The organism is Arsenicibacter rosenii (genome assembly GCF_001870735.1).
Lineage (GTDB): Bacteria > Bacteroidota > Bacteroidia > Cytophagales > Spirosomataceae > Arsenicibacter > Arsenicibacter rosenii.
The window spans coordinates 70,876-84,911 of record NZ_MORL01000010.1; the positions used below are offsets into that span (position 1 = coordinate 70,876).

12 protein-coding genes are annotated in these 14,036 nt (G+C 51.8%); 6 read left to right on the plus strand and 6 right to left on the minus strand.

The window, feature by feature from the left end; translation table 11 throughout:
- Positions 1–8: 8 nt before the first annotated feature.
- Complete coding sequence (gene murB, locus BLX24_RS18295) at positions 9–1,034, minus strand: UDP-N-acetylmuramate dehydrogenase (RefSeq protein ID WP_071504636.1); 1,026 nt, start codon at positions 1,032–1,034, stop codon at positions 9–11.
- A 236-nt stretch (positions 1,035–1,270) separates the two neighbouring features.
- Here murB and BLX24_RS32750 point away from each other — a divergent pair, with 236 nt between their 5' ends.
- On the plus strand, positions 1,271–1,708 hold the full coding sequence (locus tag BLX24_RS32750) for an SPOR domain-containing protein (protein ID WP_071504711.1): 438 nt from the start codon (positions 1,271–1,273) through the stop codon (positions 1,706–1,708).
- Positions 1,709–1,759: 51 nt separating this feature from the next.
- Positions 1,760–2,872 carry a GDP-mannose 4,6-dehydratase gene (gene gmd / locus BLX24_RS18305; protein ID WP_071504637.1) on the plus strand — a complete coding sequence of 371 codons (1,113 nt, stop codon included), beginning with the start codon at positions 1,760–1,762 and terminating at the stop codon, positions 2,870–2,872.
- 54 nt (positions 2,873–2,926) lie between these two features.
- On the opposite strand, the gene BLX24_RS18310 is transcribed toward gmd, so the two are convergent.
- The 3 genes from BLX24_RS18310 to BLX24_RS18320 form a co-directional block, all read right to left on the minus strand.
- Entirely contained in the window at positions 2,927–4,045 is a 1,119-nt protein-coding gene (locus BLX24_RS18310) for a Gfo/Idh/MocA family protein (protein ID WP_071504638.1), read from the minus strand.
- Between the two features lie 57 nt (positions 4,046–4,102).
- The gene (locus BLX24_RS18315) at positions 4,103–4,645 is read right to left on the minus strand and encodes a 3'-5' exonuclease (RefSeq protein ID WP_071504639.1); all 543 of its coding nucleotides are present in this window, start codon (positions 4,643–4,645) and stop codon (positions 4,103–4,105) included.
- An 87-nt stretch (positions 4,646–4,732) separates the two neighbouring features.
- Positions 4,733–6,226 carry a S41 family peptidase gene (locus BLX24_RS18320; RefSeq protein WP_071504640.1) on the minus strand — a complete coding sequence of 498 codons (1,494 nt, stop codon included), beginning with the start codon at positions 6,224–6,226 and terminating at the stop codon, positions 4,733–4,735.
- Between the two features lie 198 nt (positions 6,227–6,424).
- On the opposite strand from BLX24_RS18320, the gene BLX24_RS18325 reads away from it, so the two are divergent.
- The 4 genes from BLX24_RS18325 (at position 6,425) to BLX24_RS18340 (ending at position 10,167) form a co-directional block, all read left to right on the plus strand.
- Entirely contained in the window at positions 6,425–6,922 is a 498-nt protein-coding gene (locus tag BLX24_RS18325; protein WP_083422048.1) for a hypothetical protein, read from the plus strand.
- A gap of 118 nt (positions 6,923–7,040) precedes the next feature.
- Positions 7,041–7,412, plus strand: a complete 372-nt coding sequence (locus tag BLX24_RS18330; RefSeq protein WP_071504641.1) for a BlaI/MecI/CopY family transcriptional regulator — start codon at positions 7,041–7,043, stop codon at positions 7,410–7,412.
- Positions 7,409–9,238, plus strand: a complete 1,830-nt coding sequence (locus BLX24_RS18335; RefSeq protein ID WP_071504642.1) for a M56 family metallopeptidase — start codon at positions 7,409–7,411, stop codon at positions 9,236–9,238. The genes BLX24_RS18330 and BLX24_RS18335 overlap by 4 nt, the downstream gene beginning before the upstream one ends.
- 38 nt (positions 9,239–9,276) lie before the next feature.
- Positions 9,277–10,167: an energy transducer TonB gene (locus tag BLX24_RS18340; RefSeq protein ID WP_071504643.1), complete on the plus strand. Its 891-nt coding sequence runs from the start codon at positions 9,277–9,279 to the stop codon at positions 10,165–10,167.
- 46 nt (positions 10,168–10,213) lie between these two features.
- Here BLX24_RS18340 and BLX24_RS18345 read toward each other — a convergent pair whose 3' ends face one another.
- Together BLX24_RS18345 and BLX24_RS18350 are read right to left on the minus strand one after the other, a co-directional pair.
- Positions 10,214–13,561: a M4 family metallopeptidase gene (locus BLX24_RS18345; RefSeq protein ID WP_071504644.1), complete on the minus strand. Its 3,348-nt coding sequence runs from the start codon at positions 13,559–13,561 to the stop codon at positions 10,214–10,216.
- A gap of 12 nt (positions 13,562–13,573) precedes the next feature.
- Positions 13,574–14,014, minus strand: a complete 441-nt coding sequence (locus BLX24_RS18350) for a hypothetical protein (RefSeq protein WP_071504645.1) — start codon at positions 14,012–14,014, stop codon at positions 13,574–13,576.
- Between the last annotated feature and the right edge of the window lie 22 nt (positions 14,015–14,036).

A 14,036-nucleotide genomic window follows, 5' to 3' on the forward strand; every position in this document is an offset into this window, starting at 1 on the left:
TAGTAAACCTAAATCACATTCACTTCAGGGTTGATTGTAATCCCGAACTTATCAAAAACGGATGTTTGAATCCGGGTAGCCAGAGAGAGCAGATCATGACCATTAGCCCCACCATAATTCACCAGGACGAGTGCTTGCTTCGTGTGCACGCCTGCATCACCATCACGATATCCTTTCCAGCCAGCCTGTTCGATAAGCCATCCGGCCGGTACTTTGGTGGTCGTTTCGCTTACAACATAACCAGGAATTGCCGGATAGGCTAGCTTCAGTTGCTGGTATTGGACGGTTGGTATCTCTGGGTTTTTAAAAAAGCTTCCGGCATTACCAATGTCGGCGGGGTCCGGCAACTTGCTGCGGCGAATACGAATAACGGCGTCACTTACATCACGTATCGTGATATCGCCCGCGGAAACGCCCATTTCTGCCAGGGTATCCTGTATGGCACCGTATGAAATGTGAAACGTTGGTTGTTTGGCTAACCGGAATGTAACGCTGGCAATAATGTATTGGCCCTTGAGATCATGTTTAAACACACTTTCGCGATAGCCAAACCGACATTCCTCATGGTTAAATTGTCTCAGTTCACCACTTTCTACGTGAAGTGCTGTCAGAGAGTCAAAAACCTGTTCAATCTCAACACCGTAAGCACCGATATTCTGCATGGGAGCAGCGCCTACTGTGCCTGGTATCAGGGATAGATTTTCGAGTCCGGCATACTTATTTTCAACACAATACATTACAAACTGATGCCAGTTGACCCCTGCGCCTGCCTGTACCCAATAATGGGTGTCGCTTTCACGAACAACGTCAATGCCGTCGATGCGCATCAGGATAACGAGACCGTCAACATCTTTTGTGAACAGAACATTACTTCCGCCTCCAAGGATAAGCTTAGGCATCTCCTGATACTCTTCTGACCTGAGAAGCGTCTGAAGATCTGCAAGGTTATGTACCTCAACGCCAAAACGTGCTGTTGCATCGATTCCGAACGTATTATAATTTTTTAGCGAAAAATTGCTCTGTAGCGTCAACATAAGGCAGTAAAAATTGTCCAAAAATAATAAATGATTTATACCCTTCCCTCAGAAGAGGCAAAGGATTACTGATTACTAATTGGATATTTACTATGTTTGCAATTCGTATAAAGGGTATGAAACGTATCGTTAACAGGCTGTTAGTAGTTACTGTGGCTGTGTACTTTTTTGGATGTGCAGCCAGATCAGTGCCAACATCGGGCAAAACAGGTAATTATAACGACTATAATGAAGATTTGAGTGACGTAAGGCCGGCTTATACGCCTGCACCTGCCAAAACGGAACCAAAACTAGGGACCGGTGCACCGGAGTCTAAAAAGATTATTCCGTCAATGAGTGCAGAAGCACAGCATGTCAACCGGAGACTGGAAGAGGTTATGGACGCTTCGGCCGCAAAAAATAAAAGCATTCGCTACGCACCTGGCTACCGGATTCAGGTATATACCGGTAATGAACGACAAAGCGCAGAAGCGGCAAAGTTGCTGGTTTATCAGAATTTCCCGGAACTGAATCCGTATTTATCATACAAACAGCCAACCTATAAACTAAAGGTTGGGGATTTTATGCGGAAAATGGATGCCGAACGATATTATAGTCAGATTAAGTCTTTGTTTCCGACAGCCGTATTGCAACCTGACAAAATCGACATACGCTACAGCATGTCGATCAATTAAAAACAGTATGAGAGAGTTCATCAAACAACTCGTCCAGAATAGGTATAGTTAATGAAAAAAGCGCTTATCACCGGAATTACGGGCCAGGATGGGGCCTATCTAGCGGAGTTACTGCTTGAAAAAGGGTATGAGGTACATGGGATTAAACGTCGTAGCTCATTGTTCAACACAAACCGCATCGACCATCTGTATGAAGATCCACACGAACAGAATGTCCGGTTTCATTTGCATTACGGCGATCTGGCTGATTCGACAAATATCATCCGCATTATTCAGGAAGTACAGCCGGATGAAATTTATAACCTGGGTGCCATGTCGCACGTACGGGTTAGCTTTGATGAGCCTGAATACACCGCACAGGTAGATGGTATCGGAACGCTGCGGATTCTGGAAGCTGTCCGCTTATTAGGCATGACCGACAAAACCAGAATTTACCAGGCATCAACATCAGAACTGTACGGTGGTGTACAGGGACATGCTCAATCTGAAACAACGCCGTTTTATCCGCGTTCGCCGTATGCCGTTGCTAAACTGTACGGCTACTGGATTACGGTCAACTATCGCGAAGCATACAATATGTATGCCTGCAACGGGATTTTGTTTAACCACGAGTCGCCGTTACGGGGAGAAACATTCGTTACCCGCAAAATTACCCGCGCCGTGGCACGGATTGCCCTCGGCCTGCAGGATAAAGTATACCTGGGCAACCTGGATGCACAACGCGACTGGGGACATGCCAAAGACTATGTAGAAGCCATGTGGCTGATTTTGCAGCAGGATACACCGGAAGATTTTGTGATTGCCACCGGCCAGACAACCCATATCCGCGACTTTGTCCGGATGGCCTTTGCTGAGGTTGGTATTGAACTTGAGTTTAAAGGAACCGGTGTAGACGAAAAAGGGGTGGTTGTAAAAGCCACAAATCCTGCATTCCCGATTGAGGCCGGGAAAGAAGTCGTATGTATCGATGAACGCTACTTCCGGCCGACGGAGGTCGATTTGTTGCTGGGCGACCCGACAAAAGCAATGACCAAACTGAACTGGAAGCCGAAATACGATCTGAAAGGCCTGGTTCAGGACATGGTAACCGCTGACCTGAAACTGTTCCGGAAAGATCAGATTCTGGAACAGAGTGGTCACCGGGTGTTGAATTACTTTGAATAAAAGCAAAAAACAAATAGCATGAAAAAGCCGCTCCGGTCCGGAGCGGCTTTTTTGTTAACGCCGGGCCAGCCGACTGGCTTCGATCGCTGTCAATAAAGACTGCAACCCGTTTTCTTCCGTAATTTTCCGGTGTGTTTCCGGATTGAGAAGGTAAGCCGTCTGCTCACGGAACATCTGCCGCAACAACTCTCCGTATAAGTGCATTTTGTGCTGATCATAGCCATACGAAATCTCAACCTGCTGCCAGACATCCATGTCTTTATGCCGCCCACGGGCGTTGCGGTCTGAACCACCATAACTTGCGCTCACGTCAAGACGCGCTCCGGGAAATAAATCCATCAGTGCGCGGGTAGTGGCTTCGTCGGCAAGGCAGCGGATGTTAATACGCGTCGGAACCCATTCATGCAGGGTAATATCACCACGCTCGAAGAGTATCCGCATTTCCTGCCGGTCCATGCGGCCGGGCTGGGTAAAACCATGGTAAAAATTAACCGTCACGCCGCCGTCGTAGACAACGGTACAGTTGACCTGTTCCTCAATATCGGTTCCCGGCCGTTTAACGGATTGGGCGGCCACTACCTCGCCATGACCAAGCCAACCGGCAAATAAATCGAAGAAGTGGACCCCGTGTTCAATAAAAATGCCGCCGCTTTTAGACCGGTCCCAGAACCAGTGTCCGGCCGAAAGACCTTCATCAGCCGCGTAGTTTTCGAAGTAGCCGTGCAGAGGCAGACCTAATAACTGGTTGTCAATCAGCTGCCGGACGCGCTCAAACATCGGATTATACCGCTGCATGAGGTTGGTAATCATTAACAGCTTCTTCGCGGCAGCCAGCCTGATGAGTTCATGGCCTTGCTCCGCAGTGACCGCCAGCGGTTTTTCGCAAATGACGTGTTTACCAGCCTGCAAGGCTAAAAGGGCTTGCTGATAATGGAGAAAAGGAGGGGTGGCAATATAAACAATCGAAACATCGGGATGAGCTACCAGTTCATCGAGGCTATCCAGCAGAACGGCCCCGAACCGTTCTGCGGCCGCTTTAGCGCCTTCACGGTTTGTGCCGGCAATGGCCACAAGACGCGTGCCCGGGATCTGGAGAAAATGCTGTGAAGCAAACAAGCCAAAACCTCCCATACCAATCACGCCAAGCCCAAATTCGTTTTTCTCGTGTTGCATGCTGTCGGAATTCAGTTTATTAACTGAACGCGCCGGCAGGAAAACTGTTAAAGAAATCTAGGAAAGAGGTGGTATCAGGGAATGGGGCCTTGGGATGATACCGAAATGGTCGTTTTCAAGAAGCATTTCAAATAATTTAGTCGTCGCCAGGGCATCGCCCATTGCCCGATGCCGGTTAGAAACGGGTATTGCCAGGCTTTCGCAGAGGTTTCCCAGACTATAGGAGTTGTAACCCGGAAATATTTTCCGGCTTAAACGAACCGTGCAGAGGGTACGGCGCAGAAACGGACGATCCAGCCAACCCAGCTCTTTTTGCAGAAACCCGAAATCAAAGCTGGCGTTGTGTGCGACAAAAATAGCCTCTGAGGATAAATCCAGTACTTGCTGCGCCACCTGATCAAAGGTAGGGGCGTGCTCAACCATGGCGTCGGTAATGCCCGTCAGGCGGCAAATGAAAGGTGGAATCGGACAGCCGGGGTTGAGTAACGTATGAAACGTATCGACCACATGCCGGCCATTATGACGGATCATGGCAATTTCGGTAAGTCGGGAAGGGCCGGGAACACCGCCGGTCGTTTCAACGTCTATGATGCAATACACTAACTAAATAAAGGGGCTTTTAAAACAATAGTTTGTCGTTCATAAAGTCAAACTTATGAAACTGTCCAAACATTTCAAATCAAAACCTTAACGGGATGCCTGAAAAGACCGGAAGGTCCCCGGCTTTCTGGCAACCGTACCTTTCCGGATCAGCTCAAGGGCCGTACGCGTCATGTAGTCATTGCCCGATAAAACGTCCTGATACGTACGCTGTGCTGAAAAATCAGGCTCAACCGTAAATCCGTTGGCATTTTCGGCTACAACCGCGTGGGTGAGCTTTTTGAGCGGAATACGGACCTGCAAACGGGAGTTCGGCAACGTGACCGTTTTAAACTGACCGGCAAAGTCGCCCCAGTACGCTCCGCCGCAGGCTTCACCTACAAAGGTCCCGACGCCTGCGTCGAGGCTTTTCGCCAGCACAGAGGTAGTTGCCGAAAACGAAGCGCCGTTCATCAGAAAATACAGATTGCCCTTGAACGCCAGCTTTTTCCTGGGTGAATAAAGCCGGTTATGGGCCCGGCTGGCAAATCCGCCCTGGCCATCGGCCTTGTAGTGAAGGTGAAAATCCAGCATCGAAAACGGATTCCAGCGCGTAACCAGTTCGGCGCGGGCCGCCCGTTTCATGTGCTCCTTTTCCATCATCCGGTACGACTTAGGCATCCAGTATTGCAGCAGCCGGGCAGAGTTAAGCACCAGACCGCCGCCGTTGTTCTGTAAGTCGACAATGAGGTTTTCGATGCCGGCGGCCTTTATGTCGGCAAAAGACTTTTTCAGTTTGCGTTTAAACGCCAGCTGAAACGGATCATGCTTTTTAGGACTCATAAATGTCGAGACCCGTAATACCGCGGTTCGGGTCAGCGAATCAACAATCCGGACAGAGAGGTTCGGGCGGCGATCGGCTTCGGCCCGGTAGCGCTTGTAAAATGTGTTGCGAAACTGAGTCAGGGACACACCCTTGATGGTCCGCTGCCGGGCCAGGGTGTCGGCTGGTAGCCGGTAGGTGATGACAACAGAATCGGCCGTGCCAAACCAGGTTGCATAGTAGTCGGCAAACTGATATAAACTCCATTGCCGCCGGCCGGTCAGGTTATCGCCGTCGGAACCGGAATGATCAGAGTCCATCAGGATTTGATGCAGGTCTTTCATCGTTCTGCCGTTGATCGTCAGCACCTCCGAACCTCGCCGGATGCTGGTGTCAGCGGCCATGTTATGCGTAACGTAGTAGCGGTCTTCTACCGACCGCAGGTAAAACGGAATATACAGGGTTTGTTTATTGATATATTGCCGGCGGTGATTCAGGTTAGTATGCCCGTCTTTCAGGCTGTTAACCAGCGGTGTTACACGCTGAAAAAAGGTCAGATAGTCGGTTGACGCCGTGAGCGTGTTGTAGAGCGAGTCATACAGATACTCATAGCGGGCAAGGGGAGTATAATACCCCACCCCCGGATGGTAGGCATCCAGCTTATGTTTTAAAAAAGCCATATCCTCTCTGGCGGCCTGCGGAGAAAGAATCTGTGCCTGAGCAGACATACCCATAACACAAATCCAGCTGAAAAGGAGGAGCAACTTCACAAAATTCATCTTCACAAGTTACGGAATAATGTATGCCTGAAAATAAAGAAAAGGGTTGATGGTACTGTGAAGTTACCAAAAAGTAAAATAATTTACAAGTAATGATGACTTAGACCCTGCAAAAAAGCTTGTACAGAAAAAAACGGTTAGGTTTGTAGAAAACGTATGAAAAAACAAAGTAACTAGCATAAAAACGATCACCGATTTATGGAACAACCTACAAACCCTGCTCCGGGCACGCCGGCTTCGTTGCGCCCGCAGTTTCTGACCGTATTGTGTATCCTGACCTTTGTCTCCTGTGCAATTGACTTTTATAATGGAATAACGACCATTGCATCCGCAGATTTTGTGGCCTCTACAACGCAGGAAGTGATGGGCGAAACCGCTGATAAAATCAAGGAAAGCGGGGGCGCTAACTTTGTCGAAAAAATTATGAACAGCGTTTCGGCGGGGATGACGGCGGAGAACATCCGTAAACTGGGAATTTCGAAACTAATCTATGCCGTACTGACCCTACTGGGGGCCTGGCTGATGTTCCGCCTGCAGAAACAAGGATTCTACGTATATGTGGCGGGCGTCATTGCGGGCTTTCTGATTCCCATTATCTGGGTAGGAGGGATCGTTGGCATTGGCTCGTCAGGTGGAGTGTTCTTCAGCATCATCTTTACCATTCTGTATGCTCTCAATCTGAAATACCTGCGATAAGTCGCTGACTATGAGCCTGACAGACCGGTCAGGCTTTTTTATTGAAAAAATAACTAAACATTTAGTTTTAAAACTAAGTTATTAGTCTAACTTTACAACAGAATTCAAACCCGCAATCATGCAAGTACGTGAGTTGACCAAAGCAGAAGAAGAAATCATGCGCGTTTTATGGCGGTTGGAACGGGCCTTCGTAAAGGATGTGCTGGCCGAACTACCTGACCCTAAGCCGGCTTACAACACCGTATCGACCATTATCCGGATACTGGAGAAAAAGGAGCTGGTCGGGTATACGGCCTACGGGAAAACGCATGAATATTATCCGCTTATAACGGAAGAGCAGTACCGTCGCTTTCAGACGGAACAACTGATGGCGAACTATTTCGATAATTCGCTGAAGAAGCTGGTGTCCTTTTTTGTGAAGGAAAAAGACGTCAGCCTGGGTGAAGCAGATGAAATAATTAAACTCCTGAACCAGACAAAAGAGCCATGACCATCTTAGAGTATATCCTCAGGGCCAACCTGTTTATGATTCTGTTCTATGCCTGCTATTGGCTTTTTCTGCGGCGGCATACGTTTTTTGCCCTCAACAGGGCCTACCTGCTCGGATCAATTCTGGCGTCGTTTGCCCTGCCCCTGATTGAACTGCCGCAGGAAACGGTGCAGACCGTAACCTTACCGATGGCCGTAGCCACCATACCGGCCATTGTCATTCAGCCGGAGTCGGCCGGGCCCGATTGGGAACTCATTGGTTGGGTCGCTTACGGTATTCTGGCCTTATGGCTGCTGGGCCGCCTCGAAGCACGGACCATGAGTCTGCTACAGTTTATCCGCCGCTCCGATCAGCAGCCGATGACCGATTATACCCTGGTGTGGCCAGGTGATCCGAAAACACCCACCTTTTCGTTTTTCCGGTACCTGGTGATGAATCCGTCCGATGCGCAGGCTGAACCGGTATATCGCCACGAGCTGGTCCACATCCGGCAATGGCACAGTCTGGATGTTGTCTTTTTTGAAGTATTGCAGGCGCTGTTCTGGTTCAATCCGGTGGTGTGGTGCTACAAGCAGTCGATCCGGCAGATACATGAGTTTCTGGCCGATAAAGAAGCGGCCAATGAGCAATATGCCGCCTACCTGGTCGAATATGCCTTTGGCGTAAAACCCGATGGCCTGACCAATAGCTTTTTTAATAAATCACAACTGAAAGCAAGGATTACCATGTTACGGAAACAATCGACAAGCCGCTGGGCATTGGGTAAATACCTGGTCATTCTGCCGCTCGCCCTGGGCTTACTGGCCATGACAACGGCAAACGATCCGTTGAACGCCCTCGTTGAGCAACAGATCCAACAAGAGGGGCCGGTGATGGGGCAGGTGAAGAACCAGCAGGGCAAGGCGCTCGCCAACGTGAGCGTAGTCCTGAAAGGAACAACAACCGGCACCACAACCGACAGCGAAGGCTTGTTTGAACTGAAAAACGTACCGGATAACGGTGTGCTGGTGTTCAGCTACGTGGGCCTGGGAACTACCGAAGTAGAGGTAAAGGGCCGTAAGCTGGTGAATATACAACTGGCTCCGTCGCGGCAAAAGCTGGAGGAAGTGGTGGTGGTAGGATATGCCTCGAAACCGGCAGCGACAACGGCCACCTCACCGGCAACTACCCCAAAAAACAACGAGGTATTTACCGTAGTCGAAGAGGCGCCTGCTTTCCCGGGCGGTATCGGTGCATTGGGCCAATACCTGGCAAAAAACATACGCTATCCGGCCGAAGCCCACAACAAAGGGGTTCAGGGAGAAGTCCTGATCCGGTTTATTGTGTCGGAAACGGGGTCGGTGCGTCAGCCGCAGATACAGCGGGGCATTGGCAGCGGCTGCGATGAAGAAGCGCTGCGGGTGGTTTTAGGCATGCCGCGCTGGAACCCCGGCAAACAAAACGGTAATCCCGTTGAGGTAGAATATGTGTTGCCGATCAAATTTTTGCTGGAAGGCGAAGGCCGGAAAATAAACGGCAAAGACACAACCGGCTGGAACCCCATGGGCGATGAGCGGAAGGTGATCCTTGAAGGAACAGGGCACTTCACTGGTATTCAGCAGCCAGCCATTCAGTTAAGAGGAGTTAGCCCGCTTGGGAAGCAGCCGCTTTATCTGGTAGACGGAATAGCGATTGACGACGTTGATATGAAGAAGCTGGATCCGAATACAATTGAGAGCATCAGCGTGCTGAAAGGTGTGTCAGCAACGGCCGTTTATGGTGAGAGAGCCGTTGATGGGGCAATCATCATCAAGACCAAAAACGCCGGCCTTAAACTAAAGAAATAACCATACATAATTCCTTACCCTTTAATCATCCATTGACCATGAAAAACAAACGTCCGCAGGTAGACCCGGACATGGTGCCGGGCTATGAATTAACGAATGCCTTTTTGTCGCCGTCGCAGCTGAAAGCGCGGCTCCGGATGCTGGCTACCGCACCGACGCGGAAACGGGCCATGTGGCGGTATACGCTGATCGTTCCGGTGGTTGCGCTGCCCATGCTGTATCTGGCGGCCTGCGACCGGCAGGAGAAAGAGCTGGCAGGTTCGGGCCCTAAAGCCGTTGTGGAAACCCCGGCCAATGAACCGGCCATTGTAAAAGGAAAAGTGGTGGATCCGGAGGGTAAGCCGTTACCGGGAGCGAGTATTGTGCTGGTTGGTTCCCAAAGTGGCACCACGACCGACGCGAACGGTCTGTTTACGCTCAACCTGCCGAAAGGTGAGGCTAAATCGCAGCTGGAAATAGCCTTCCAGGGGTTTCCGTCACGGCGTGTACTGGTGAAAAAATCCACTATGTTCGTTGTTGCGTTGGGGAACAATCAGGATGGTGTGACGGAAAGCCCTCTGGATCCTGATGAAAAAGCGCAGAAGGCGACGATGACTGTTATTGAAACGCGGAAAGATGTCTTTACCGTTGTGCAGCATCAGCCGGAGTTTCCGGGAGGGATGGAGGCGTTGTCGGCCTACATCGGTAATAACCTGAAATACCCGGAGCCTGCCCGGTTGGCCGGCGTTGAGGGAAGGGTATTCCTTAGTTTTGTGGTGGATAAGGAAGGAGGCATTCACGACGTTAACGTGCTGAAAGGCCTTGGCTTCGGTTGCGATGAAGCGGCGATACGGTTAGTCGCCAAAATGCCTGCCTGGAAGCCCGGTATGCAGGACGGTAAAGCGGTGGCCGTGAGATATAACATTCCGATTCAGTTTAAACGGAAGTAAACAAAACAAAAAAACGGCACTCATCATCGGAGTGCCGTTTTTGTTGTTAGTCTTTCATCAGTTTTCGTATGACGTTCCCCCTGGGTGTTTCAACCGTCAGGAAGTAAACCCCGGCCGGCAGCGCGGCCATGGATAGATGCGCGGTGTTGCTGCGAATAGCGGGCTTTTCGTGGCGTAACACACTGCCCGAAAGGCTGGTAAGCGTCAGGTGCTCAATGGTATGACCGGTAGGGAGCTCTACCCACACATCAGACTTCGACGGGTTGGGATAGAGCTTCATGGCTTCCTGCCACGTGGGTTCCAGCCCGAGAATGGTCATGACCGTGAACGAACGCTCGACCGGAGTGGCGGCGTAGAACTCGCCGTTGCCCTCCTGATAGGCGCGGACCGTGACCGTGCCCGGACCCGTTACCGATACTTTATTGCCCGTGATTTCGGCGGGGCCTGAGACGATGGCAAAGCTCACGGGGAGTCCCGACGAGGCGGTGGCGGTCAACGTAAAGGCCGGATCGCTGGCATAGCGGTTGGCCAGCGTAGTAAAGGTAATCGACTGGTTATTCCGCGTAGGAATAGTCCGGGTGGCCTGGGTGTACCAGACCGGCCATTTTGCGTTGTTGTACAGGGTCAGCAGCGAACCGCTTGGCGTGATTTTGTCGGCTGCCAGGTTGATGCCACCCACATCGCCCCGGTCGTTCGGGCCAGTTACGTTGAATACCAGCCGGTTGTCGAGCCGCGAATAGCTCGGGAAACCCAGCGTATTGTTTTCGTAAATCAGCTTCAGACTGCCTTTGTTCAGGTCGGCGGCCAGTACATAATACTGCTCCGAAGAACCATCCGAATAGAAATAGTCGAAAGACACAATATCGGGGGAGTTTTTCGAATACGACGGATTTCCGACGCTTTCGCCTTCTTCCAGATCGTTGAACAGCTTCTCAACGGCTCCGTCACCGAAATCGTTTTTCGCACCGTCCCAGGCGTGCAGGAAACCGACGTCCCAGTAATCAATCGGCTGGCCGTCGGCGCTGTTAAGGGCATTGTAGCCGTCATAAATGATATACTCGCCGGCATGGTCCCACTCAAACGAATCGGCATACCGCACCGCGCCTGTTGCCACCCCTTCGGAGTAGGTCGGATTATAAAGCTTAAACTGTTTCCATTGCTTTTTAGTAAAGCTGTAGACCCAGATCGAGGCATCCTGTTCGTCGCTGAGGGCGGCCAGTTTGGTGCCATCGCGGGAGATCGCCACGTTGCTCCAGCGGGGTTCGTTCTGAATCATGCTTTCGGTCGGTGTACCGGTCAGGCTAACGGCCCGTATCCGTTTATCGGCTGATACGAAGTAAGCAAACTGCCCGTTATCGGTAACGCTCGGGCGGTGCCGGAGGCCTTGCGCGGTTTTGAGGTCAAACTTAGAGCCACTCGTGACCACTGTAGTGGAATAGAGCTTGCTGTCGCTGCCGTAGAGCAGCAGCAGGTCCTGGCCCTGTGCTACGGGCGCATCCGGTTTGGTGGTTGGGGTGGTTGAGGTACTTTCCACAATCCCGACGGCATCAAAGGCGGCTTTGGCGGCCGTGACCTCGGCACCGGTTGCGCCGTACAGGTCGCCGGTGGCCTTGATGACCGCCAGCCGCAGGTCGAGAAACTTAGCGGTCCGGGTCAGGTAGGTGGTCAGGGCGCGGTAGTAGACCTTCTCCGCCTTGTCGCGGCCGACACTGTTGTTGGTCGCAAAGAGGTAAAAGGCATAGTTCGGAATACCGCTGTTGACGTGTACACCCCCGTTGTCGCCGTCTTCCGTGACGGGCAGCGACTCATACTGGCCCATCGTTTTCGGCTGGTAGCCGCGCGTACCTTTTCCGCCCTGATTCGGGTTCGACATACTCCGGAGCGCGCCTGATTTGAAATAGGCCGTTTGCACTACATCCTCGCCGATGGTCCAGTCGTCGCGGTCGATCATCACCCCGAAAATATCGGCAAACGACTCGTTCAGTGCCCCCGACTGGCTTTTGTATTCCAGGTTGGCGGTGTTTTCGATCACGCCGTGGGTCATTTCGTGACCGGCCACATCCAGCCCGCCTGCCAGCGGCTTAAACCCGAGCTGCCCGTTGCCATAGCCCATGAAGGCGCCGTTCCAGTAGGCATTGTCGAGGCCCTTACCGTCGTCGTCGTCCAGGTTAATGACCGAGATAATGGTCCCGCCTTTGCCGTTGAGCGAGTTACGGTTAAATGTTTTCTGGTAGTAATCAAAGGCAATGCCTGAGTTATAATGCGCTGATACCGCCGTCGGGGTCCAGTTCGTATTGTTGGCGGATGTAAGCTGATACATCTTGGTATTATCGCCGAACGTATTCTGGGCGTCAATTGTCCAGAGCGCACCTACCGGGTTGTCGGGCAGTTTCGAAGTCTGTCCGTTATACATGCTCCGGGTTGCATCGATCATGTAGTATTTAGAACCCTGCAAATACGTCTGCAACGTACGGGTGGTACCGTTCAGATCTTTAGCGGTTGCCTTTACCGGCCCGTCGACGCCGCACGTGTGGTTATACTTCTCAATCACAGCACCGGTCTGAGCGTCAATCAGGTACTGCCAGCGTTCGAGCAGGTTGGGCCGCACAGTGATCGAATAGGCCAGTACCGCGCCACCATCCAGCGGATACAGCATCAGTTCTCCTTCCGATGGTTTCAGTTTCAGGAAATTATCGCCGAACGACCGTACCAGCGAGTGCTTGCGGACATCCCGCAGGGCGAAATCACCGGCCTGTACCGCCGTAAGCTCTGGTTTAGTCGCCGTACCGGCCGGAATGGTTTGATAGCGGCCGTTGACCAGCTCAACCGTCTGGTCGGACAGGTGCGCAACCAGCTCGCCGCCGTATACCGGAATCCCCTGAAAGGTTTGGGTTAGCCGGACGTGGGTTTTGCCCAGTTCATCCGTAAGGGTTTGTTTAAGGGTAAAATTTTCCTCGGCGCGGTTGATCCGCAGCAGCCCTTTCACCTGATTCAGGAACTGGAACGTAGTGGCTTGCGCAGCGGCGGGAGTAAGCGCCCGCCGGCCGGCTCCGTTCGTGGAGGCTTTAACCACGTTACGGTTTTCGATATAAACGGGCAGTCCCGTGGCTGAGTCGCGTACCACCCGCAGGCGCAGCGGCTGCACCGACATCGGGCTGGTGCCCGTAGCCGCCAGCGTTTGCCGGCCGGTACGTTGCTGTGGTACCGGAACCTGACCGGCATGCAGGATTTCGGCCAGACCAGGTTGGGCGGGCGTAGTTTTCTTTTTCGAATCAAAGCCTTTGACCGGCGTTTGCCCGTAAAGGGGTTGGATACCCGCCGTGAGCAGCGCGGCAAGGAGCCAGGATGCCGTAAACCGGAGGGAGGAGTGCTGGTTGGTAGACCGTATTTTCATCCGTAATAGTTGTTACTTCTTCCGCATCATGGCCATAAACGAATCGTAGAATTTCGGATAATTGGCCGGTGGTTGCTGTTGGGCATCGCCCCAAACGACGCTGAATACCTGTTTGCCTTTTTTCCACCGGACAGACTTGTATAGATTACCCGGATGGTTAAATGTGGTGGTTTTTATCTGACAGGTTGTTTCCAGCGCCGAAAACACACGGCTGGTGTTGGCGCGTGTCTGCACCCCGAGGAGTGTAAAGGCCGAATCGGTACTGCCTTTGGTAAAGAGCTTACCGTCGTCGAGCAGGTAATAGCTGATGCTGCGCCCGGTAAAGCCGCCGCCGCTGCCCACAATGATCTGGCGTCCCTTATACGTAGCCGGGGTCGCGGCTTTTTTGGTGGTTTGCGCCGAAACCGCCATAGATACTAAGCAGTAAAGCGCAGCGATTAGTTGTTTAGTCATCGTATTTACATAAAGTGTTGAA